A 24,138-nucleotide genomic window follows, 5' to 3' on the forward strand; every position below is an offset into this window, starting at 1 on the left:
TAGGTCATAGACATGGACGTTTTACAGACGATGAGCACACCGCGCCGTGTCGTGGTTACCGGTTATGGCGCGGTAACACCGCTCGGGATGAATTCCGCTGAAAGCTGGGCTGCTATCATGGCGTACAAACTCGGCTACCGTTACTGCGATAAATCGGCTGCCGGGATTAAGTCCCGCTTTTATGGTTTGATCGATGAGGAACCTTCGCTCAAAGGCGTGCCCGCCGCGATTCGCCGTCGCCTGCCTCGCTACGCGCGGCTGACGCTCGCCGCAGCGCGGGAAGCGATGCAGATGGCGTTTGGCGATGACGCGCCGGAACAGCATTACGATCTGCGTGACTGCGGCGTCATTATGGGGACTGGCTGGGCGGGTCAGGACGAAACTCAACTCTATTACGATGATTATCAGCGCACTGGCGTGGGTTCTCCTTTCGGCTGTTTTTTCTCGATGCCTAACGTATCTACCGCGGCGGTCAGCCTGCTGTGGGGATTACGTGGTTATCAGAATACGCCAGTCGCAGCCTGTGCGACCGGAACGATCGCGATTGGTGATGCATTTGAGCTGATCCGCAATGGCCGCGCCAACATGATGCTGGCGGGGGCGGGAGAGTCTCTGCGTTCTGACTGCGCGGTGTGGAATATCGACGTACTGGGAGCGCTGGCCAGCGAACAGGAAGATATCACCCGCGCCTGCTGTCCGTTTAGCCTGCATCGCAATGGCTTCGTGCTGAGTGAAGGCGCGGCGGTAGTGTGCCTGGAAGAGCGGGAATCCGCGATTGCGCGCGGGGCGAATATTCTCGGCGAGATCCTCGGCTACGGCAACTTCTCTGACGCCTATGATTTTACCGCGCCGGCCGAGGATAAAATTGCGCGGGTGCAAACTATCCGCCATGCGCTTGAACAGGCGGGGATCTCCGCCTGCGATCTGGACTATATCAATACGCACGGTACCTCTACTCCGCTTAACGACCTCAATGAAACCGAAGCGATAAAAATGGCGCTGGGCGAGGCGGCATATGCCATACCGTGCTCGAGCACCAAATCCTACAGCGGGCATCTGATCGCCGCCGCCGGCAGTTTTGAATCGATTATCTGCCTTCAGGCAATAGCGCATCAGATAGCGCCTGCCACTTGTCATCTTGATTCGTCCGATCCCGCGTGCGATCTGGATTATGTCCCCAATACGCATCGCCCGGCAGCCCTGAGCACAACGCTTAATCTGAGCTTCGGTTTTGGCGGCGCGAATGCAGCGTTGGTTATCGGACGGGGGAAATGATGACCCTGTGCTATAGCCTGCGTGATGCAGAACGCTGGGCGGCATTTTCCGGCGACGATAATCCGATTCACTTTGACGTTGCCGAAGCGAAGCGTTTTGGTCTGGAAGGATTATGCGTACACGGTATGCGCGCGATGCTGGATGTAAAGTCGGCGATCGGCGCTTCTCTGGAAAAAGATGCTCTGGCATCAGGTGGCCTGGTGTTCAGCTGCCGCCTGCGCGAACCGGTAGCGTGTGGAATACCCTATCAGCTGTCGGTCCGCGAAACGCGTCGTCATGAGCAGATGCAGCTCAGCGGGAGTTTGTTAAACGTTCAGACGCAACGTACCGGCATCAGCAGTAAGCTGGTTAGTTCTAAAGCGCTAGAGTTATCGCCCGTCGTGCAGTCGTATACGCTTGGCGAGGATGCATTAACGGCGTTGTACGATCGATTCCTCGCCGTGAAAAGCCCGGCGGCACCGCTGTGGAGCTTTCTGGATGCGGCGTTGTTCCGTGAACTGATCAATGCGCCAGAAACGCTTGCAACCGTACATAGCCTTATTCCTCAGCCTGAGGTTGCCAGCCTGCGCGACGTATTTCGTCTGGTGCAGGTCGTGCAAACTCACCATGAGGTGCATTTTTCGCCTCAGCTGCTGAGTCAATGGGAGGAAAGCCAGCGCATTACATCGCTTTATTATTCCATCCAGCCGACGCTGGTGATGGGAGACAAGCATGCCGGGCTGATTTTAGTGGCTGGCATTCAGGCGTGGCGCCTCAATGAACCGCTGATTTCCGTTACGGTGACGTTGAAAACCGGGCCGCTGGCGGCGTAGGCGACAATTTTTGTTAACGAAATACATCCATTTTAGAGTCTGAATTAAAGGAATAAAACATGACGCAATTTGATGAAGTTTACCGCAAAGTTGGCGAGATGCTGTGTGATGCGAAGGATCTGGAGATGGACGAGCTGGAACCAGATATGCCGCTACATAAGCTGAAGCTCGACAGCCTGGACTACGTGGAATTGATGGTACTGGCAAAGAAAGAGTTTGCTGTCTCCGTTGGCGCCGATCTGTTTATTGATCATCCGAACATGACGCTTCGTGATTTATGCCAATACCTCAGCGAAAAAAGCCATTAAACCATGCAGAGTAAATGGATATTAGTGACCGGTGGAAGCCGGGGTATCGGACGCGCTACGGTGCTTCGTCTGGCGAAAGAGTGGAACGTGGTGTTTACCTGGTGCCAGAATGAGGCCGCGGCACAGGAGGTGGAACGGGCCGGCGAGGGGCTTCCGGGCAAAGTCGAGAGTTTTCAGTGCGACGGAAGCGATGAACCGGCGGTGAAACGTGTTGCTACCGAGCTGCTGGCACGCTACGGCGCTCCTCACGCCGTGGTTCACAATGCGGGTATCACGCTTGATGCGCTGCACATTCACCAACGACCGGAGAACTGGCGACAGGTGATGGATACCAACGTTAACGCCATCTTCTACTGGAATCAGATCCTGATAGAGCCAATGATGATGCAGGGGAGCGGTTCCGTGGTGTTGATGTCGTCAGTCACTGGAGTGAAGGGCAACAGCGGGCAGAGCGCTTATGGCGCGAGTAAAGCGGCGATGATTGGTCTGGCGCGGACTCTGTCAATAGAGCTAGGACGCTTTGGCGTGCGGGTTAATTGCCTGCTGCCCGGCTATATCGATACAGATATTATGGCCAATATACCGAAAGAGAAGCGGACGGCGCTGCGTCGAAGCATTCCTATGAAGCGCTTCGGAAAAGCAGAAGAGGTGTCAGGCGCAGTGGCATGGCTGGTTAGCGATGATAGTACCTATATGACGGGACAAACGCTCGTCCTGGACGGCGGCCTTTCCGCCTGACCTGTCTCACACTACTCGGTTCGACTCAAACGGGACGCATTGCGTCCCGTTTTTTTTTGCCTGAACGACAAATCTCCCTCGTTGCTGGCGAATAACTTCGCATATCTGAAAAATACGACCCGCTGCAGCGCAAAAATGCCGGAACAGACTAAGAATTTTCCTTACGCTAAAATCTATCTCAAGTTGGTAGAAATCCCCCCGGCATACTGTAAACAGGCGGGAGCAATGGCCAATTATATTGTTACTGTATGCATTGCGTGATGTCTGCAGAGAGCCAAAATGCTATTCCGACAGGTTTGTCAACCTATGTGAATTTAAATAGCCAGCGCGTGTTTTTTTATGAAGCCTTTTGTGAACCTGGGTTGAACAACCTTGAGGAAAATCTTTCAATATCGTCTACCGGCCGAATGATCGCTCAGGAAAGATATTAATCTAAATGTTATATTATAACTGTAATTTAAAAGGGGTGAATAAAATGGCAGGTAAAGATAAAAAGGCTCTGCGATAATATATTCATGGTTATTAAAAAAGAACGCCAGGAAGGATTTTAGCGAGATTAAAAAATGCTTAAGCTATCTTTATAGGAGTAGGTTTAATAAAACGTAAACAACCACCCCCATGTGAAGATGGCTGGTTGCTTAAGAAAGTCACCCAGAGTGTTTGATTTTTAAGCGTTTTAACTGCATATGTCGGGTTGATGAGAACGCTAACTGATAATTGGCTGACACCTACATCCCTCGGTTGAATAATTTTTTATCAATCTTTTTACACTTTATCATTATGGGCGGAAATGGTTAATGCCCGGGCTAAATAAAATAAATCCGTATCGGGCCTGATACCGGTTGGTGGTTTCGTTGCAGCAAGGTGGGCAGTCTCCTGGAACGATGTTTTTATCTGGCAAAAAATATAGCCTGGCAGCAAACTTGCCGACTAAATCTTATTCCCTAAATTAATGCATGGCTGAAGCATTGCGTTGACTAACCGAGGTGCGGAAGCACTGTTAATTCAAGATTAATTGTGTGCCTTCGCAATATTCATGATGCGGTTTATATACAAGAAGCATTAACTAACTATTCAGCTGGGTTTAGTAGAGCGCATGTAACAGGGTATTTCAAAGGGGGCGTTGAACTGATGCACCTATTTTGGGTTTTTGGGATTAAATATAGCCTTAATCTCGGAATAAAAATCTGCATCATCATGACAACGCAACATAATATTCGAATGTATTTTTTATTGATTAGATTCTTCTATTTAAATAAAGTGCGTGAATATAAGAAAAAACCGAGTGAGTTAAACGGAGGTTAAACGGAGGATATAATCGTAACTGATTGAAATAAATAACATAAAAATAATTTGGTGCAGGGTGTCAAAATCAATATTGACTTCAAATTACCAGCTAATTACATTGAGCCCTAATTTAGTTCAAATGAATCGTTTGTCTTTCGGGTAAACCGTACGGCGTTTTATTAATTGGGGTCGGAGACTTCATGGACTAAATAAAAGGGAAATGACATGGTTTTGTCAAAACTGATTCGATCTCCGGTTCTATCCAGGTAAATCGATTTACATTGTTAATAGGGATACATTTAATGAAAAAGAATCTTCTTGCTGTTGCTCTGATGGCTACTTCTGTATTTGCTTCTTCTGCTTTCGCTTCTGACGGCGCAGTTAACTTCACTGGTAGCATCACTGACGCAGCATGTACTGTTGACACTGCGTCGCAAAACCAGGACGTATTCCTGGGCAACATCGCTCGTACAGCGTTCCCGGTAGCGGGTTCTCTGGCTGCAGCTAAGAAATTCACTCTGGTCCTGAAAAACTGCCCGGATACCGTGACCGGCGCAACCGTACGTTTTGATGGCGCCCAGGTTTCTGGCGACAACTCTGTTCTGGCACTGACTGCGGGTAGCACCACTGCTAAAGGTGTGGGCGTTCAGATTTCTGACGATCAGAACAAAGTTGTTCCGCTGTACGAAGACTCTTCAGTTTACCCTCTGGTTAGCACCGCCGATAATAAGCTGAGCTTCAGCGCGCGTTACATCTCTTTGACCGATGCCGTCACCGTGGGTGATGCAAATGCAGTAACCCAGTTCACCGTTGTTTATCAGTAAGTTCGAATGAATTAAATCAGACCAGGGGGCAATCCATGCCTCTGGTCTTTTTTGAATATCCAGACAGGCAGGGACAGCATGAAAACATGGCGCGCCGGAGTGGCGGCAACATTATTAATGGCCCTTAGTGCGACTTCGCAGGCTGGGGTTGTGGTCGGCGGTACACGCCTGATCTATGACGGCGGGAAGAAAGAGGCATCCATTAACCTCAGCAATCCCGATAAAAATATTTATCTCATCCAGTCATGGGTAGATAGTGAAGGCAAGGGTAAAAACGCACAGGCTGAAAAAGCCCCGTTTATCGTTACGCCGCCATTATTCCGACTGGATAGCAATCAGCAAAACATATTGCGCATAGTGCGCGCAGGCGGCAATCTGCCAGAAGACAAAGAATCTTTGTTTTGGCTGAATATCAAATCCATCCCCTCTGCCGAGAAGAAAGAAAACACCCTGCAAATTGCGGTGAAAACACGTATCAAGCTCATTTTCCGTCCTTCTGGGGTTAAGAGTACGCTTGAAGAGGCGGCGAAAACGCTGGCCTGGAAGCGGGCGGGTAGCCAGATTCAGGTGACCAACCCATCCTCGCACTACATCACTTTTTTCAACGTCAACATCAATGGCACCGCGATGAAAAACGTCACGATGGTTGCACCGCGATCGGAAGCCCGTTTCGATTTGCCTGCCAACGTCGCAGGCGGCTCGCTGAGTTGGCAGTTTATCAACGATTATGGCGGCGCCAGTAACGCTCTGACTGCCAGCCTCTAAGCGCCTCTTCTGTGCTCTGTTTTGTTGCTTAAACAGGGAAGTAAAAAACGTTAGTCATCCAAACTACGTTTATACATGGAAAAATTAAATGGACACTATAACGAAGAGTCATACTTCGGGGCGGTTTTCACGCTCCCGCCTTGCCTTGCTAGTGACATGTCAGATAGCCATGTTAATGGGCGGGGCTGAACTGGCTAATGCGGCGGGCTACTTCAACCCGGCGTTACTTGAAATAGATAATCCTGATCAGGGAAGCGCGGATTTATCCGTTTTCGAAGAGGGTGAGCTACAGCCGCCGGGAACCTATCGCGTCGATATTTATCTCAACGGTTCAGAGGTCGATACCCGGGACGTGAAATTTTTCCTGGCGACGGACGCCTCCGGTAAGCAAAGCCTCCAGCCCTGCCTGAGCGGTGAGCAGCTCCGCGATATGGGGGTTAAAATCGGCATGTATCCCGGCATAGCAGCCGCAGATGAATGTGCCAATTTCACCGGTGCCATAGACCAGTCCTCTGCCAGCTTCCGCTTTGACCAGCAGCGTTTGAACCTGAGCATCCCGCAGGCCGCGCTGAACTCACAGGCGCGCGGTTATGTTTCTCCGGATAAATGGGACGCGGGTATACCTGCGCTACTGATGAACTACAGCTTTAGCGGGGCGAACACTGAAGCACGGAATAACGACAGCAAAGGCTCTGATACGTACTACCTGAACTTGCGTTCAGGGGCAAACCTGGGGGCATGGCGTTTACGTAACTACTCTACCTGGAACCGTGACAGCCGCGGCAATGAGCACTGGGATTCCATCAATACCTATTTGCAGCGTGACATTCACGTACTGAGAAGCCAGCTGACGCTGGGTGACAGTAACTCGCCAGCGGATATTTTTGATTCCGTACCGTTTCGTGGGGCACAGCTCTCTTCCGACGATGACATGCTGCCGGACAGCCTCAAAGGCTATTCACCAGTGGTGCGTGGTATTGCGCGGAGTAATGCGCAGGTCACCATCCGCCAGAACGGATACGTCATCTATCAAAGTTATGTACCGGCCGGATCGTTTGCCATTTCTGACCTCTACCCGACGGCGGGCAGTGGCGACCTGAACGTGACCATTAAAGAAGCCGATGGTAGCGAGCAAACGATGGTCGTGCCTTTTGCCTCCGTTCCGGTTCTTCAGCGCGAAGGACGTCTGAAATACAGCATCACTAGCGGCCAGTACCGTTCATATAACAACGATGTTGAAAAAACGCTGTTCACTCAGGGAACCGCGATTTTTGGTTTGCCACATGGCGCAACGATCTATGGCGGGGTACAGGCAGCGAGCAAATATCAGTCGTTGGCCATCGGCCTTGGTCAGAACCTTGGCGCTATCGGTGCGCTATCTGCCGACATCACCCAGGCGTGGTCCAGGCAGGAACATCAGGATAAAGACAACGGCCAATCGTACAGGCTGCGCTACGGCAAAAGCTTTGTGCAAACCGGTACTAACTTCAGCCTGGCCAGCTACCGCTATTCCACTTCAGGCTTTTATACATTGCAGGAGGCGCTGGAAAGCTATGCCGGAGAAAACGGATATTATAACGATCATAAGAAAAGCCGTGCGGAACTGACGCTGAGCCAGAACTTGTGGCAAAAGGCAGGTTCGCTGTCGGTAAGCGTGGTGAAAGAAGAGTACTGGAATAACAACCGTTCTACCGAATCGGCCAGCGTGGGCTACAACAACACCTGGAACGGAATCTCTTATGGTCTCAACTATACCTATAGCCGCAATGGCGTCGACAGCCATCAAAATCGGACCTATTACACCGATCGGATTGTCGCTGTGAATGTCAGCGTCCCATTAAGCAAATGGTTGCCGGGAAGCTACGCCACCTACAACCTTAATAGCAGTAAAAACGGTAATACCTCACAAAGCGTTGGCCTTAGTGGTACCGCGCTGCCTGACGACAACCTGAATTACAGTATCAGCCAGGGTTTCGCTTCTCAGGGTGAAGAGGCGAACGGCTACGCCAGCGCCGACTACAAAGGCGGTTACGGTGAGGTGAATGTCGGTTATGGCTATGACCATAGCCAGAGCCGCGTGGATTACGGCCTGCAGGGCGGTATCCTGGTGCATGAAAACGGGGTCACGCTTTCCCAGCCGCTGAGTGAAACCATGGCGCTGGTAAAAGCGCCAGGCGCGGGTGACGTGAGCATTGCCAACAACACCGGTGTGAAAACTGACTGGCGCGGCTATGCGGTAGTGCCTTACGTCACGGCATACCGACGCAACCAGATCGCACTCGACACATCAACCTTACCGGACAACGTGGATATGACGCTGACCAGTACCTCGGTGATCCCAACTCGTGGGGCCGTGGTACGCGCGGACTTTGATCCGAACGTCGGCCAGCGTGTACTGATGACGCTGACTCGCGCCAACGGCGAGCCGGTACCTTTCGGCGCCACCGCGGGTAGCGATGGCAAAAATAGCGGCGCCAGCATCGTTGGCGACGGTGGCCAGGTTTACCTGTCGGGCATGGCCGATTCTGGAACGCTCACGCTGAAATGGGGATCCTCAGCGGATCAGACCTGTCAGGTGAATTACCGTCTGCCTGAACAAACGGCGACATCGGGTATTCAACTTATGAATGGAGACTGCCGGTAAGGCGGAATATGGAAATGACCGAGCGCACGAATAAAATTTTCACCGACGTGATACCGCGCCGAAACCTATTATGCTGTTTCGCTAGTGTAAAAAACGCGGCGTTGCTTTGTCTGGCTCTGGCGGGGGGGATGCTGAGTACTGCCGCCAGCGCGGCAGAGTGTTATGCGACTGCCGGGCAGAAGTCCTATAACTTCGATATGAATTATTTGTTAGCCGATCCGTCGCAAAACTCGGCAGGAAGGGTGATCAACAATGCCTATCAGTGGAACCTCAGCGGCAACTATAACGTGACCTGTTCTTGCTCAGGCAGCTATACCGGGGCTTATATTACCGCAAAAGTGCCGGATACCGGCCAGGTATACAGCGATGGCAACCTCAACTATTACGCGATTAACGAGTACCTGGCCGTAGCCAGCGAGGTCTTTATTGGCGGCAACTATCAGGCTTTAAAGGCAACGCCGTTCACCAGCGTCAGCAACCAGAACATTTCGGTAAGCTGCGACAAATACCCTTACGGAACCGGTGCGCGTGGAACGATTTCCCTGTACTTCCGCCGGCCGTTTGTGGGGGTTCAGAGCATCCCTCTGACCAAAGTCGTCGATGTGTATATCGCATCCGATGCAACGACTCAGGCCAGCACGCCGGTTTCAACCGTCTGGATGAGCGGAACGGTCACCGTCCCGCAATCCTGCATGATTAATGGCGGCGGCGTTATTACCGTGCCTTTAGGCAGCATCATGTCTGGCGATATTGCCACTAAAGGCGAAATGGCTAAAAACTTCACGCCAAAAAACGTCAACTTTGACGTGGCCTGTACCAATATCTCCGAAGGCGTGAAGGTGAGTCTCTCCTTCCAGGGAACCCCGGATGCGAACGACCCGACCGCGTTCTCGACGACCAACAATGACGTGGGCGTCAGAATCCAGAACCCATCAGGAAACACAATCGTTCCGCAGGGTGGAGAATTACCGCTGACGATGGACTACAGCTCCCAGGTGGGGACATCGTCGATTAGCCTATTTCCAATTAACACGACAGGTAAAGAGCCTGAGACAGGTGACTTCACCGCAACGGCCACTATTCGTGCTGAAATACAATAATTCCGGGGGAAACCGGTAAGGGAAAATGATGAAGGGATCAATATCTTTATTGAGCAAACAAGCTCCGGCATTACTGCTATGTTTGGCCGCCGCTGTACTCTCGCAGTCAGCGAGCGCTGCTGACACACAGCTGAATATCACTGGTAATATTAAAGCTTCTCCGTGTAAAGTTAATGTGCCGACCGGAGGGGTTAATGTGGATCTGGGGCAGAATATTATGGCTGCGACATTATCGGGTGCCGGCTCAGCCACAGAGTGGAAGCCTATCGCTATTGAAATAATAAGTTGCCCGGCGACGACTTCATCGGCCACTATGATCCTGAACGGCACGCCGGATGCCACGGAGAGTGCCATGTACTCGAATGCTGGAACGGCAACTGGGGTACAAATTGAGCTGCAAAATACGGCGGGAGCCGCGTTGGGTAATGCCTCAACGATGATTCAGGATATTAATGCCGCGACCCAGAGTACGACCTTTAATATGCAGGCGCGAGCATACAGCTCGAAGGGTAAAGCGACGCCAGGTACTATCGTCGGCGCGGTGCAATTAACCTTCGTATACCAGTAATGACAAATAAGCGCGGACTCAGGAAGAGTCCGTGCTTTAATCAGAATATCCCTTTCGTTTGGGAGCGTGACTAATAATACAAGGAAAGTATTATGAATAATATTAATAGCTCAAACTCATCGTGTGCCTCTCTTGCAGGATCGCCTGGTCGAGGCGTGCTGATAATGGATGCATGCCCCATTACCGCGCTGGGTATCAAACGGGTGTTGATCCAGGCCTGCGGGATCACCGAGCCTATAAACGATGTAAGAAATCTTGCCAGTATTTCGCCGATCGTTGCCAGCGCACCACCCGCGCTGATTGTCATGGATATCTGTGGCGAAAAAGAGCTAATGCTTGATGGGCTGCGCTTGCTGGCCCACCTGTATGAATCACATCCAGCGATAAAAATTATAATCTGTACCGATTTTCGCGATCCCCGCGTGCTTGAGCTGTTGGCCTTGTCGAATGCCCGCGGCATCCTATTAAAACACGAGCCGGTTCTGGCGCTGGCACAATGTGTTTCCGAAGTCATGTCAGGCGGACGACAGTGGTTGAGCCCGAAAACAAAACAGCTGCTTTCTAAGACAACTCGGACAAATAGCCCGCTGACCGCTCGGGAACTGGATGTACTCGTGCATCTGTTTTCAGGGCAAAATGTTTCTCGTGTCGCGCAGACGTTACATCGTAATATCCGTACGGTAAGTACGCATAAGCGCAATGCGATGGTAAAGCTGGGTTTTCACAACGACAGTGAACTCTTTTCTCAGGGGACCTGGATGGCAAAAGTTGGCCCCGTTGCCTGTCTTTAAGAGCTAACCATGAATTGTGTTGTACACAACGAAGGGCCGGGGACATCTCGGCCAGCAAGCAAGGAGCAGCTGCGTGATGAATTTATCGTCTCCATCGTCTCGAACGATCGCTTTGATGGATAGCCATCCCCTGACGCTTTCCGGGCTTTCGACACTGATTAAATCCGTTGACGCAACATGCGATATTCGGATCACCGAGTCGAGCCTGGGCAAAATCTCAGAAGCGCTGATGTACCAGTCCGTCGATATTCTTGTTACCGATTTGCAAAGCGCAGAAGAAAACCCGCACGAAGGGCTGGATATTTTACTGCGCCTGGGAGCTCAGTTCCCTGAGCTGAATGTGGTGGTGTATACGTTTTGCCATGACAGCAACGAGCTGCGGAAGTTACTCAATCAGCATAACTTCAGCGTGATAGCGCGCGGGGAGTCGATGACGGACACTGAGGACTTCTTTAAAAGGGCGTTTGTGCAAAAGCGTATACTCAGTCCGAAAATTTGCAGCAACCTCGCGCGGATTAATCACAACCATGAGAGCGTCACCTCCAGATTGACGCGCAGTGAAATTGATGTGCTGAAGCATCTGTTTAACGGTATGGATTTACAGCAAATTGCGGGTATGAAGCAGTTAAGTATCAAAACGATCAGCGCGCATAAATGTAATGCGATGCGCAAACTCGGGGTGCAATCGGATTCTGAATTGTTTGTTTTACTGAAAAATACATTCGATTAGCAGCTGATGCGGCGGCGTGAGGCATCTGAATCCAATGCATAGACAGGAACAGAAGCGCATGCGCTATGCGCTGATGAGCGCCACGGTGAGTGTGGTGGTCACAAAGTGGCCCCCTCACCGGCCCGCGGCGAAGGGGAACCGAGGACTCTGTTACGCGTCTTGCTCGCGCGCGATTGCGCGATAACCAATATCCTGGCGGCTGAAGCTGCCGTTCCAGCGAATATCCGCCATTAGCGCATAGGCACGCTTCTGCGCTTGTGCGACGGTATTGCCCAGCGCAGTCGCACACAGCACGCGACCGCCGTTGGTCAGCACCCGATCGTCATCAGAGAGCTTCGTACCGGCGTGGAACACTTTACCGTCCTCAATCTCTTCCAGCGGCAGGCCGTGGATCTCATCACCGGTAGTGTAGTTGCCCGGATAGCCGCCGGCAGCAATCACCACGCCCAGAGAAGCGCGTTCGTCCCACTCGGAGGTTTTCTTGTCCAACTGGCCTTCACACGCAGCCAGGCAGAGATCGACCAGATCGGATTTCATGCGCAGCATGATCGGCTGGGTTTCCGGATCGCCAAAACGGCAGTTGAACTCGATAACCTTTGGATTGCCCTGTTTGTCGATCATCAGGCCCGCGTAAAGGAAACCGGTATAGGTATTCCCTTCCGCGGCCATACCTTTTACGGTTGGCCAGATAATGCGTTCCATAGTGCGCTGGTGAACTTCATCGGTTACTACCGGTGCCGGTGAATAAGCGCCCATGCCGCCAGTGTTCGGGCCGGTATCGCCATTGCCCACGCGTTTGTGATCCTGGCTGGTCGCCATCGGCAGGACGTGCTCGCCGTCGACCATCACGATAAAGCTCGCCTCTTCGCCGTCGAGAAATTCTTCGATGACGATGCGGTGTCCGGCGTCGCCAAAGGCGTTACCTGCCAGCATGTCGTGAACGGCGGCTTCCGCTTCTTCCAGCGTCATGGCGACAATTACGCCTTTGCCGGCGGCCAGGCCGTCGGCCTTGATAACGATCGGCGCGCCTTTCTCACGCAGATAGGCCAGCGCGGGCTCGATGTCGGTGAAGTTCTGATACTCCGCCGTCGGGATTTGATGACGGGCGAGGAAATCTTTAGTGAAGGCTTTGGAACCTTCCAGCTGCGCGGCGCCTTCGGTTGGACCGAAGATTTTCAGGCCAGCGGCGCGGAATGCATCTACCACGCCAATCACCAGCGGCGCTTCCGGACCAACGATGGTCAGATCAATCTTCTCGTTCTGGGCAAAGCTCAGCAGGGCCGGAATATCGGTGACGCCGATAGCTACGTTCTGCAGCGTCGGTTCCAGGGCGGTACCCGCGTTACCCGGGGCGACAAAAACGGTATCAACCAGCGGTGACTGTGCGGCCTTCCAGGCCAGCGCGTGTTCGCGCCCGCCGTTGCCAATAACTAATACTTTCATCGTCTGCTCCGTAAATTAATGGCGGAAGTGGCGCATATCGGTGAAGATCATCGCGATGCCGTGCTCATCGGCGGCGGCAATCACCTCTTCGTCGCGAATAGAACCGCCAGGCTGAATGACGCAGCTCACGCCAACGGCAGCAGCGGCGTCAATACCGTCGCGGAACGGGAAGAAGGCGTCGGAGGCCATAGCCGAACCTTTCACTTCCAGACCTTCATCACCGGCTTTAATCCCGGCGATTTTGGCCGAGTAAACGCGGCTCATCTGGCCTGCGCCTATCCCGATGGTCATGTTCTCTTTGGCGTAGACGATGGCGTTGGATTTCACGAATTTCGCCACTTTCCAGCAGAACAGGGCGTCACGCAACTCCTGTTCGGTTGGCTGACGTTTGGAAACCACTCGCAGTTCGCCTTCCGTCACCATGCCCAGGTCGCGGTCCTGAACCAGCAGGCCGCCGTTAACGCGTTTGAAGTCCAGACCCGGCACGCGCTGCGTCCACTGACCGCAGGTCAGGACGCGGACGTTCTGTTTAGCCGCCGTGATTTTCAGCGCTTCTTCTGTCGCGGACGGTGCGATGATCACTTCAACAAACTGGCGGGAGATGATCGCTTGCGCGGTTTCAGCATCCAGTTCGCGGTTAAAGGCGATAATGCCGCCAAAGGCCGAGGTCGGGTCGGTTTTATACGCGCGGTCGTAGGCGTCAAGAAGGGAGGTGCTTACCGCCACACCGCACGGGTTGGCGTGCTTCACGATAACGCATGCCGGCTCGCTAAACTCTTTCACGCACTCCAGCGCCGCGTCGGTATCGGCGATGTTGTTATAAGAGAGGGCTTTGCCCTGAACCTGCTGCGCGGTCGCCACGGAAGCTTCTTTGATTTCTTCTTCTATATAGAAGGCAGCCTGCTGGTGGCTATTTTCACCATAACGCATATCCTGCTTCTTAATGAAGTTCAGGTTCAGCGTACGCGGGAAGCGGCCGGCGGCTTCTTTGCTCTCGCCGTGATAAGCCGGGACCATGCTGCCAAAGTAGTTGGCAATCATGCTGTCGTAGGCTGCGGTATGTTCAAATGCTTTAATGGCGAGGTCGAAGCGGGTGTCGAGGGTTAAGGAACCTTCGTTGGCTTCCATCTCTTTAATAATGGCATCGTAGTCGCTGCTCTTTACCACAATGGCGACGTCTTTATGGTTCTTCGCCGCTGAGCGAACCATGGTTGGACCGCCGATATCAATGTTCTCAACCGCGTCTTCCAGCGAGCACCCCTCGCGAGCCACGGTTTGAGCAAACGGATACAGGTTAACAACCACCATATCGATAGGGGCGATACCGTGCTGTTGCATAATGCCATCATCCTGGCCGCGACGGCCGAGAATGCCGCCGTGAACTTTCGGATGCAGGGTCTTCACGCGTCCGTCCATCATTTCCGGGAAACCGGTGTAGTCAGAGACTTCGGTCACCGGCAGACCTTTCTCAGCCAGCAGGCGTGCGGTACCACCCGTAGAGAGTAGCTCGACACCACGAGCGGAAAGCGCCTGCGCGAATTCGACGATACCGGCCTTGTCAGAAACACTGAGCAGTGCGCGGCGGACTGGACGACGTTGTTGCATAGTATTAAATCCCCAGGATTTGAATATTACAGAGAGCGTTAGGTGAGTTTTTGTCTAAAAACTCACCTAACGCACCCAACCGGGCATCCTTGTTATAGCGCGGCATTGTAACGAAAACGTTTGCGCAACGCTCGCGAATTTTTATCTTTCTCTTTTTAGCCCCGGATGCCGCCTGGATAGACCTTATATAGAGAAGAGAGATGGCCTTTATAAGGGGGCATCTTTCATCATCTGTGGATAATTCTGTGTGTAACAGGGTATAAAGCGGGGTTTTGCTGGGGAATGCAGCAGTCAGTCATTTTTCTGCAATTTATCTATTGCGGATGCTCGGGAACTCCCTATAATGCGCCTCCATCGACACGGCAGATGTGAATCACTTCACAAACAGCCCGGTCGGTTGAAGAGAAAAAATCCTGAAATAACGGGTTGACTCTGAAAGAGGAAAGCGTAATATACGCCACCTCGCAACGGTGAGCGAAAGCCGCGTTGCACTGCTCTTTAACAATTTATCAGACAATCTGTGTGGGCACTCAAAGTAACATGGATTCTTAACGTCGCAAGACGAAAAATGAATACCAAGTCTCTGAGTGAACATACGTAATTCATTACGAAGTTTAATTCACGAGCATCAAACTTAAATTGAAGAGTTTGATCATGGCTCAGATTGAACGCTGGCGGCAGGCCTAACACATGCAAGTCGAACGGTAGCACAGAGAGCTTGCTCTCGGGTGACGAGTGGCGGACGGGTGAGTAATGTCTGGGAAACTGCCTGATGGAGGGGGATAACTACTGGAAACGGTAGCTAATACCGCATAACGTCGCAAGACCAAAGAGGGGGACCTTCGGGCCTCTTGCCATCAGATGTGCCCAGATGGGATTAGCTAGTAGGTGGGGTAACGGCTCACCTAGGCGACGATCCCTAGCTGGTCTGAGAGGATGACCAGCCACACTGGAACTGAGACACGGTCCAGACTCCTACGGGAGGCAGCAGTGGGGAATATTGCACAATGGGCGCAAGCCTGATGCAGCCATGCCGCGTGTATGAAGAAGGCCTTCGGGTTGTAAAGTACTTTCAGCGGGGAGGAAGGTGTTGAGGTTAATAACCTCAGCAATTGACGTTACCCGCAGAAGAAGCACCGGCTAACTCCGTGCCAGCAGCCGCGGTAATACGGAGGGTGCAAGCGTTAATCGGAATTACTGGGCGTAAAGCGCACGCAGGCGGTCTGTCAAGTCGGATGTGAAATCCCCGGGCTCAACCTGGGAACTGCATTCGAAACTGGCAGGCTGGAGTCTTGTAGAGGGGGGTAGAATTCCAGGTGTAGCGGTGAAATGCGTAGAGATCTGGAGGAATACCGGTGGCGAAGGCGGCCCCCTGGACAAAGACTGACGCTCAGGTGCGAAAGCGTGGGGAGCAAACAGGATTAGATACCCTGGTAGTCCACGCTGTAAACGATGTCGACTTGGAGGTTGTTCCCTTGAGGAGTGGCTTCCGGAGCTAACGCGTTAAGTCGACCGCCTGGGGAGTACGGCCGCAAGGTTAAAACTCAAATGAATTGACGGGGGCCCGCACAAGCGGTGGAGCATGTGGTTTAATTCGATGCAACGCGAAGAACCTTACCTACTCTTGACATCCAGAGAACTTAGCAGAGATGCTTTGGTGCCTTCGGGAACTCTGAGACAGGTGCTGCATGGCTGTCGTCAGCTCGTGTTGTGAAATGTTGGGTTAAGTCCCGCAACGAGCGCAACCCTTATCCTTTGTTGCCAGCGGTCCGGCCGGGAACTCAAAGGAGACTGCCAGTGATAAACTGGAGGAAGGTGGGGATGACGTCAAGTCATCATGGCCCTTACGAGTAGGGCTACACACGTGCTACAATGGCATATACAAAGAGAAGCGACCTCGCGAGAGCAAGCGGACCTCATAAAGTATGTCGTAGTCCGGATTGGAGTCTGCAACTCGACTCCATGAAGTCGGAATCGCTAGTAATCGTGGATCAGAATGCCACGGTGAATACGTTCCCGGGCCTTGTACACACCGCCCGTCACACCATGGGAGTGGGTTGCAAAAGAAGTAGGTAGCTTAACCTTCGGGAGGGCGCTTACCACTTTGTGATTCATGACTGGGGTGAAGTCGTAACAAGGTAACCGTAGGGGAACCTGCGGTTGGATCACCTCCTTACCTTAAAGAACCTGCCTTTGTAGTGCTCACACAGATTGTCTGATAGATGTAAAGAAGCAAGACGGCTGCGAAGTCGCGACACCTCGTGTCCCCTTCGTCTAGCGGTTAGGACTCCGCCCTTTCACGGCGGCAACAGGGGTTCGAATCCCCTAGGGGACGCCACTTGCTGGTTCGTGAGTGAAAGTCACCTGCCTTAATATCTCAAAACTCATCTTCGGGTGACGTTTGAGATATTTGCTCTTTAAAAATCTGGATCAAGCTGAAAATTGAAACGACACACATGTTATGTGTGTTCGAGTCTCTCAAATTTTCGCGACACGATGATGTTTTACGAAACATCTTCGGGTTGTGAGGTTAAGCGACTAAGCGTACACGGTGGATGCCCTGGCAGTCAGAGGCGATGAAGGACGTGCTAATCTGCGAAAAGCGTCGGTAAGGTGATATGAACCGTTACAGCCGGCGATGTCCGAATGGGGAAACCCAGTGCAATTCGTTGCACTATCGTTTGATGAATACATAGTCAAACGAGGCGAACCGGGGGAACTGAAACATCTAAGTACCCCGAGGAAAAGAAATCAACCGAGATTCCCCCAGTAGCGGCGAGCGAACGGGGAGCAGCCCGGAGTCTGAATCAGCTTGTGTGTTAGTGGAAGCGTCTGGAAAGTCGCAGGGTACAGGGTGATACTCCCGTACACTAAAACACACAGGCTGTGAACTCGAAGAGTAGGGCGGGACACGTGGTATCCTGTCTGAATATGGGGGGACCATCCTCCAAGGCTAAATACTCCTGACTGACCGATAGTGAACCAGTACCGTGAGGGAAAGGCGAAAAGAACCCCGGCGAGGGGAGTGAAAAAGAACCTGAAACCGTGTACGTACAAGCAGTAGGAGCCCACTTGTTGGGTGACTGCGTACCTTTTGTATAATGGGTCAGCGACTTATATTCTGTAGCAAGGTTAACCGTATAGGGGAGCCGCAGGGAAACCGAGTCTTAACTGGGCGTTAAGTTGCAGGGTATAGACCCGAAACCCGGTGATCTAGCCATGGGCAGGTTGAAGGTTGGGTAACACTAACTGGAGGACCGAACCGACTAATGTTGAAAAATTAGCGGATGACTTGTGGCTGGGGGTGAAAGGCCAATCAAACCGGGAGATAGCTGGTTCTCCCCGAAAGCTATTTAGGTAGCGCCTCGTGAATTCATCTTCGGGGGTAGAGCACTGTTTCGGCTAGGGGGTCATCCCGACTTACCAACCCGATGCAAACTACGAATACCGAAGAATGTTATCACGGGAGACACACGGCGGGTGCTAACGTCCGTCGTGAAGAGGGAAACAACCCAGACCGCCAGCTAAGGTCCCAAAGTCATGGTTAAGTGGGAAACGATGTGGGAAGGCCCAGACAGCCAGGATGTTGGCTTAGAAGCAGCCATCATTTAAAGAAAGCGTAATAGCTCACTGGTCGAGTCGGCCTGCGCGGAAGATGTAACGGGGCTAAACCATGCACCGAAGCTGCGGCAGCGACACTATGTGTTGTTGGGTAGGGGAGCGTTCTGTAAGCCGTTGAAGGTGGCCTGTGAGGGTTGCTGGAGGTATCAGAAGTGCGAATGCTGACATAAGTAACGATAATGCGGGTGAAAAACCCGCACGCCGGAAGACCAAGGGTTCCTGTCCAACGTTAATCGGGGCAGGGTGAGTCGACCCCTAAGGCGAGGCCGAAAGGCGTAGTCGATGGGAAACAGGTTAATATTCCTGTACTTGGTGTTACTGCGAAGGGGGGACGGAGAAGGCTATGTTGGCCGGGCGACGGTTGTCCCGGTTTAAGCATGTAGGCGGATGTTCCAGGTAAATCCGGAACGTTATTAACGCTGAGGTGTGATGACGAGGCACTACGGTGCTGAAGTGACAAATGCCCTGCTTCCAGGAAAAGCCTCTAAGCATCAGGTAACATCAAATCGTACCCCAAACCGACACAGGTGGTCAGGTAGAGAATACCAAGGCGCTTGAGAGAACTCGGGTGAAGGAACTAGGCAAAATGGTGCCGTAACTTCGGGAGAAGGCACGCTGATATGTAGGTGAAGTGGTTTACCCATGGAGCTGAAATCAGTCGAAGATACCAGCTGGCTGCAACTGTTTATTAAAAACACAGCACTGTGCAAACACGAAAGTGGACGTATACGGTGTGACGCCTGCCCGGTGCCGGAAGGTTAATTGATGGGGTTATCCGTAAGGAGAAGCTCTTGATCGAAGCCCCGGTAAACGGCGGCCGTAACTATAACGGTCCTAAGGTAGCGAAATTCCTTGTCGGGTAAGTTCCGACCTGCACGAATGGCGTAATGATGGCCAGGCTGTCTCCACCCGAGACTCAGTGAAATTGAACTCGCTGTGAAGATGCAGTGTACCCGCGGCAAGACGGAAAGACCCCGTGAACCTTTACTATAGCTTGACACTGAACACTGGTCCTTGATGTGTAGGATAGGTGGGAGGCTTTGAAGTGTGGACGCCAGTCTGCATGGAGCCATCCTTGAAATACCACCCTTTAATGGCTGGTGTTCTAACGTGGGCCCGTAATCCGGGTTGCGGACAGTGTCTGGTGGGTAGTTTGACTGGGGCGGTCTCCTCCTAAAGAGTAACGGAGGAGCACGAAGGTCAGCTAATCCTGGTCGGACATCAGGAGGTTAGTGCAATGGCATAAGCTGGCTTGACTGCGAGCGTGACGGCGCGAGCAGGTGCGAAAGCAGGTCATAGTGATCCGGTGGTTCTGAATGGAAGGGCCATCGCTCAACGGATAAAAGGTACTCCGGGGATAACAGGCTGATACCGCCCAAGAGTTCATATCGACGGCGGTGTTTGGCACCTCGATGTCGGCTCATCACATCCTGGGGCTGAAGTAGGTCCCAAGGGTATGGCTGTTCGCCATTTAAAGTGGTACGCGAGCTGGGTTTAGAACGTCGTGAGACAGTTCGGTCCCTATCTGCCGTGGGCGCTGGAGAATTGAGGGGGGCTGCTCCTAGTACGAGAGGACCGGAGTGGACGCATCACTGGTGTTCGGGTTGTCATGCCAATGGCATTGCCCGGTAGCTAAATGCGGAAGAGATAAGTGCTGAAAGCATCTAAGTACGAAACTTGCCCCGAGATGAGTTCTCCCTGACTCCTTGAGAGTCCTGAAGGAACGTTGAAGACGACGACGTTGATAGGCCGGGTGTGTAAGCGCAGCGATGCGTTGAGCTAACCGGTACTAATGAACCGTGAGGCTTAACCTTACAACGCCGAAGATGTTTTGGCGGATTTGAGAAGACAACAATTTCAGCATTGATTCAGAGTTGAGTACGCAATAATTTGCGCAGCAGCAAGGCGACAAGCGAAGGAAAGGAAGGAGCATACTGAGGTATGTGACTGACTTTACGAGCGCGGGCAACGCGGCAGATGCGATAAAGAATTGCGTACTGAGCACAAAGAATTTGCCTGGCGGCGATAGCGCGGTGGTCCCACCTGACCCCATGCCGAACTCAGAAGTGAAACGCCGTAGCGCCGATGGTAGTGTGGGGTCTCCCCATGTGAGAGTAGGGAACTGCCAGGCATCAAACACGTGAAGAGCCCATCCTGACGGATGGGCTTTTTGCGTTTTTGTGGCCTGAGAACTACCGGATAGAAGTTTATTCTTATCCGGCTCCGTATCTTATTCGTGTACCAGATTCAATAACGGGTAAGGTTTACCGAGATCGTCCGTCTCTGAACGCCCCGTCACCTTAAAGCCCATCTTCTGATAAAATCCGACCGCTTGCTCATTCTGCTCATTAACGTTGGTCGTCAACTTTGGCGCCAGCGTTAGCGCGTGTTCAATCAGTAACTTACCGACGCCGCAGCCGCGGACCATAGGATCAACGAATAGCGCATCCATATGTTCACCCGTAAGAAGCATAAAGGCGATAGGCTCATCTTTCTCCGTTACCGCCACCCACAGCGGCGCTTCGGGTAGAAATGAACTCACCAGCGTTTCGAGTTCCACTCTATACTCTTTTGACAGGAAATCGTGAGTGGAATCAACCGAGCGACGCCAGATCGCAACCAGTTTTTCCCCTTCATCATGCCGTGAACGGCGGATACTAATAACCATAATTGCTCCTTTTATTTGTTCTTATATTCTAACGTAAAAATCTCCGTGAAATTTTCTCACCCTGCACCTGCAGGCTCGACATTCACCTTATTCCTGGGTATCTTCAGCTGTCTGGATGTCTAAACGTTTATACGTATGCTATGAGGTAATAAAGTTATGCCAATTCGGGTGCAGGACGAGCTACCGGCCGTCAATTTCTTGCGTAATGAAAACGTCTTTGTGATGACGACTACTCGCGCGACGACTCAGGAAATCCGCCCGCTGAAGGTGCTCATCCTTAATCTGATGCCGAAGAAAATCGAGACTGAAAATCAGTTTCTGCGACTACTTTCCAACTCTCCCCTGCAGCTTGATATCCAGCTGCTGCGCATCGATGCCCGCGAATCGCGTAATACCCCGGCGGAACACCTGAACAACTTTTACTGCAACTTTGAAGATATTTGCGATCAGAACTTTGATGGCCTGATTGTGACCGGCGCGCCTTTAGGGCTGGTTGAGTTTAATGACGTTGCCTATTGGCCGCAGATCAAGCAGGTACTGGAGTGGGCAAAAGATCATGTCACCTCCACGCTGTTTGTCTGTTGGGCGGTACAGGCTGCCCTTAATATTCTCTACGGTATTCCTAAACAGACCCGCTCTGAAAAAATTTCCGGCGTATATGAACACCATATCCTGCAACCTCATGCCTTATTAACCCGCGGCTTTGACGATAGCTTTTTGGCCCCGCACTCGCGCTATGCCGATTTCCCGGCGGCGCTGATTCGCGACTATACCGATCTTGAGATTCTGGCGGAGACGGAAGAAGGGGACGCCTACCTGTTCGCCAGCAAAGATAAGCGCATCGCCTTCGTGACCGGTCACCCGGAATATGACGCCAATACTCTGGCCAGCGAATTTTTCCGCGATGTAGAAGCGGGCCTCGATCCACAGGTTCCGCACAATTATTTCCCGCAAAACGATCCGCAGAACAAACCGCGTGCCACCTGGCGAAGTCATGGCAATCTGCTGTTTATCAACTGGCTGAATTATTACGTCTACCAGATTACACCATACGATCTACGCCATATGAATCCGACTCTGGATTAATGTCCTACACAACGCGATCCTAAAGCGTTTCAGCATTTTGCCTCTGGCACCTTCGGGTGCCTTTTTTATTTCCGAAACGCGGCTCATATTGTAATTAAACTTTATTTATATTGTTATCAATAGGTTAATTAAGAATTAAATTAAAAATGGAAATTGTTTTTGATTTTGAAAAATAAATGCGTAGTCTTAATTGTGCTGAACGAAAACTACACAACGATCTTACGTTCGCGCCAACTGGATCAACCAAGAGGAGCAGCACATGACGCAGCAGGCGACAATTACTGACGAACTGGCTTTTAGCCAGCCATATGGCGACCAGGAGAAGCAAATCTTAACGCCTGAGGCAGTGGAGTTTCTGACCGAGCTGGTGAGCCGCTTTACGCCAGAACGCAACAAACTCCTGGCGGCGCGTATCCAGCAGCAGCAGGCAATTGACGACGGAAAGCTTCCTGACTTTATTTCGGAAACTGCTTCCATTCGTCATAGTGAGTGGAAGATCCGCGGTATTCCGGAGGATTTGCAGGATCGGCGGGTGGAAATCACCGGACCGGTTGAGCGCAAGATGGTGATCAATGCGCTCAATGCGAATGTGAAAGTCTTTATGGCGGATTTCGAAGACTCGCTGGCGCCCGAATGGAACAAAGTCATTGATGGACAAATTAACCTGCGTGATGCGGTTAACGGCACCATCAGCTACACCAATGAAGCCGGCAAGATTTATCAGCTCAAGCCGAACCCGGCGCTACTGATCTGCCGCGTTCGCGGTCTGCACCTGCCGGAAAAACATGTGACCTGGCGCGGTGAAGCCATTCCCGGCAGCCTGTTCGACTTCGCACTCTATTTCTTCCACAACTACAAAGCGTTACTGGAAAAAGGTAGCGGGCCCTATTTCTATCTGCCGAAGACTCAGGCCTGGCAGGAAGCGGCGTGGTGGAGTGAAGTCTTTAGCTTTACGGAAGACCGTTTTGAGCTGCCGCGCGGCACCGTTAAAGCCACGTTGCTGATTGAAACGCTGCCCGCCGTATTCCAGATGGACGAAATTCTGCACGCCCTGCGCGACCATATTGTTGGCCTGAACTGCGGGCGCTGGGACTACATCTTCAGCTATATCAAAACGCTGAAGAACCACCCTGACCGCGTTTTGCCGGATCGTCAGGTGGTGACGATGGACAAACCTTTCCTCAGCGCCTACTCGCGATTGCTGATTAGGACCTGCCACAAGCGCGGCGCGTTTGCGATGGGCGGCATGGCGGCCTTTATTCCGAGCAAAGATGCCGAGCGAAACAACCAGGTGCTGAACAAGGTAAAAGCAGACAAATCGCTGGAGGCAAATAACGGCCATGATGGTACCTGGATCGCGCATCCCGGGCTGGCTGATACCGCGATGGCCGTTTTTAACGGCGTACTGGGCGAGAACAAAAATCAGCTATCCGTTACCCGCGAAGACGACGCGCCGATCACTGCTGAACAACTGCTGGCCCCCTGTGAAGGCGAACGGACCGAAGAGGGCATGCGCGCCAATATTCGCGTGGCGGTGCAGTACATCGAAGCGTGGATCTCCGGCAACGGCTGCGTACCGATCTATGGCCTGATGGAAGATGCGGCAACGGCCGAAATCTCCCGTACCTCGATTTGGCAGTGGATCCATCATGAGAAAACCCTCAGTAACGGCACACCTGTTACCAAAGCGCTGTTCCGCCAGTGGCTGGCCGAAGAGATGCGGGTGATTCAGGACGAACTGGGCGAGCACCGCTACAGCAGCGGGCGTTTTGATGAAGCCGCTCGTCTGATGGAACAGATCACCACCTCCGACGAGCTGATCGATTTCTTAACCCTGCCGGGCTATCGCCTTCTGGCCTAATTCACCACACAA

Annotated in this window: 16 protein-coding genes, 1 tRNA gene and 3 rRNA genes; 17 read left to right on the plus strand and 3 right to left on the minus strand. The window is 52.3% G+C overall.

Annotated features, from left to right (window positions below; all coding sequences use genetic code 11):
* The first annotated feature begins 12 nt into the window (after positions 1–12).
* From KCG39_RS20010 to KCG39_RS20060, 11 genes are all read left to right on the plus strand, one after another.
* Positions 13–1,275 carry a beta-ketoacyl-[acyl-carrier-protein] synthase family protein gene (locus KCG39_RS20010; protein ID WP_004127669.1) on the plus strand — a complete coding sequence of 421 codons (1,263 nt, stop codon included), beginning with the start codon at positions 13–15 and terminating at the stop codon, positions 1,273–1,275.
* Complete coding sequence (locus tag KCG39_RS20015) at positions 1,272–2,087, plus strand: MaoC/PaaZ C-terminal domain-containing protein (RefSeq protein WP_004127672.1); 816 nt, start codon at positions 1,272–1,274, stop codon at positions 2,085–2,087. The genes KCG39_RS20010 and KCG39_RS20015 overlap by 4 nt, the downstream gene beginning before the upstream one ends.
* A 59-nt stretch (positions 2,088–2,146) precedes the next feature.
* On the plus strand, positions 2,147–2,395 hold the full coding sequence (locus KCG39_RS20020; RefSeq protein WP_004127675.1) for an acyl carrier protein: 249 nt from the start codon (positions 2,147–2,149) through the stop codon (positions 2,393–2,395).
* A 3-nt stretch (positions 2,396–2,398) separates the two neighbouring features.
* Positions 2,399–3,133 (plus strand): SDR family NAD(P)-dependent oxidoreductase, encoded by a 735-nt coding sequence (locus KCG39_RS20025; protein WP_049123130.1) that lies wholly within the window; start codon positions 2,399–2,401, stop codon positions 3,131–3,133.
* 1,589 nt (positions 3,134–4,722) lie between these two features.
* Entirely contained in the window at positions 4,723–5,244 is a 522-nt protein-coding gene (locus KCG39_RS20030; RefSeq protein WP_004127681.1) for a fimbrial protein, read from the plus strand.
* Positions 5,245–5,322: 78 nt separating this feature from the next.
* Complete coding sequence (locus KCG39_RS20035) at positions 5,323–6,009, plus strand: fimbrial biogenesis chaperone (protein WP_004127684.1); 687 nt, start codon at positions 5,323–5,325, stop codon at positions 6,007–6,009.
* An 88-nt stretch (positions 6,010–6,097) separates the two neighbouring features.
* Entirely contained in the window at positions 6,098–8,653 is a 2,556-nt protein-coding gene (locus tag KCG39_RS20040; RefSeq protein ID WP_004127687.1) for a fimbria/pilus outer membrane usher protein, read from the plus strand.
* Between the two features lie 128 nt (positions 8,654–8,781).
* The gene (locus tag KCG39_RS20045; RefSeq protein WP_032742233.1) at positions 8,782–9,753 is read left to right on the plus strand and encodes a fimbrial protein; all 972 of its coding nucleotides are present in this window, start codon (positions 8,782–8,784) and stop codon (positions 9,751–9,753) included.
* A gap of 25 nt (positions 9,754–9,778) precedes the next feature.
* Positions 9,779–10,321, plus strand: a complete 543-nt coding sequence (locus KCG39_RS20050) for a fimbrial protein (protein WP_077252540.1) — start codon at positions 9,779–9,781, stop codon at positions 10,319–10,321.
* Positions 10,322–10,413: 92 nt separating this feature from the next.
* Positions 10,414–11,112: a LuxR C-terminal-related transcriptional regulator gene (locus KCG39_RS20055; RefSeq protein ID WP_224326587.1), complete on the plus strand. Its 699-nt coding sequence runs from the start codon at positions 10,414–10,416 to the stop codon at positions 11,110–11,112.
* Positions 11,113–11,188: 76 nt separating this feature from the next.
* Complete coding sequence (locus KCG39_RS20060; protein ID WP_004127701.1) at positions 11,189–11,842, plus strand: helix-turn-helix transcriptional regulator; 654 nt, start codon at positions 11,189–11,191, stop codon at positions 11,840–11,842.
* 150 nt (positions 11,843–11,992) lie between these two features.
* On the opposite strand, the gene purD is transcribed toward KCG39_RS20060, so the two are convergent.
* Both purD and purH read right to left on the minus strand, forming a co-directional pair.
* Positions 11,993–13,285 (minus strand): phosphoribosylamine--glycine ligase, encoded by a 1,293-nt coding sequence (gene purD / locus KCG39_RS20065; RefSeq protein WP_087828918.1) that lies wholly within the window; start codon positions 13,283–13,285, stop codon positions 11,993–11,995.
* Positions 13,286–13,300: 15 nt separating this feature from the next.
* Positions 13,301–14,890: a bifunctional phosphoribosylaminoimidazolecarboxamide formyltransferase/IMP cyclohydrolase gene (purH, locus tag KCG39_RS20070; protein WP_004127706.1), complete on the minus strand. Its 1,590-nt coding sequence runs from the start codon at positions 14,888–14,890 to the stop codon at positions 13,301–13,303.
* Positions 14,891–15,526: 636 nt separating this feature from the next.
* On the opposite strand from purH, the gene KCG39_RS20075 reads away from it, so the two are divergent.
* The 4 genes from KCG39_RS20075 (at position 15,527) to rrf (ending at position 20,642) form a co-directional block, all read left to right on the plus strand.
* Positions 15,527–17,066: ribosomal RNA gene (locus KCG39_RS20075) — 16S ribosomal RNA — on the plus strand.
* Positions 17,067–17,153: 87 nt separating this feature from the next.
* Positions 17,154–17,228, plus strand: a tRNA-Glu gene (locus KCG39_RS20080).
* A 190-nt stretch (positions 17,229–17,418) separates the two neighbouring features.
* Positions 17,419–20,325, plus strand: a 23S ribosomal RNA gene (locus KCG39_RS20085).
* 201 nt (positions 20,326–20,526) lie between these two features.
* Positions 20,527–20,642: ribosomal RNA gene (rrf, locus tag KCG39_RS20090) — 5S ribosomal RNA — on the plus strand.
* The 16S, 23S and 5S rRNA genes sit together here with 1 tRNA gene alongside, the layout of an rRNA operon.
* 99 nt (positions 20,643–20,741) lie before the next feature.
* Here the strand turns inward: rrf and KCG39_RS20095 are convergent.
* On the minus strand, positions 20,742–21,179 hold the full coding sequence (locus KCG39_RS20095) for an acetyltransferase (RefSeq protein ID WP_142447077.1): 438 nt from the start codon (positions 21,177–21,179) through the stop codon (positions 20,742–20,744).
* A gap of 156 nt (positions 21,180–21,335) precedes the next feature.
* On the opposite strand from KCG39_RS20095, the gene metA reads away from it, so the two are divergent.
* Together metA and aceB are read left to right on the plus strand one after the other, a co-directional pair.
* The gene (gene metA / locus KCG39_RS20100) at positions 21,336–22,265 is read left to right on the plus strand and encodes a homoserine O-acetyltransferase MetA (RefSeq protein ID WP_004109666.1); all 930 of its coding nucleotides are present in this window, start codon (positions 21,336–21,338) and stop codon (positions 22,263–22,265) included.
* A 259-nt stretch (positions 22,266–22,524) separates the two neighbouring features.
* Positions 22,525–24,126, plus strand: coding sequence for a malate synthase A (gene aceB / locus KCG39_RS20105; RefSeq protein ID WP_142468471.1), 1,602 nt, complete (start codon positions 22,525–22,527; stop codon positions 24,124–24,126).
* Positions 24,127–24,138: the final 12 nt, after the last annotated feature.

The sequence above is a fragment of the Klebsiella pasteurii genome (assembly GCF_018139045.1).
GTDB lineage: Bacteria > Pseudomonadota > Gammaproteobacteria > Enterobacterales > Enterobacteriaceae > Klebsiella > Klebsiella grimontii.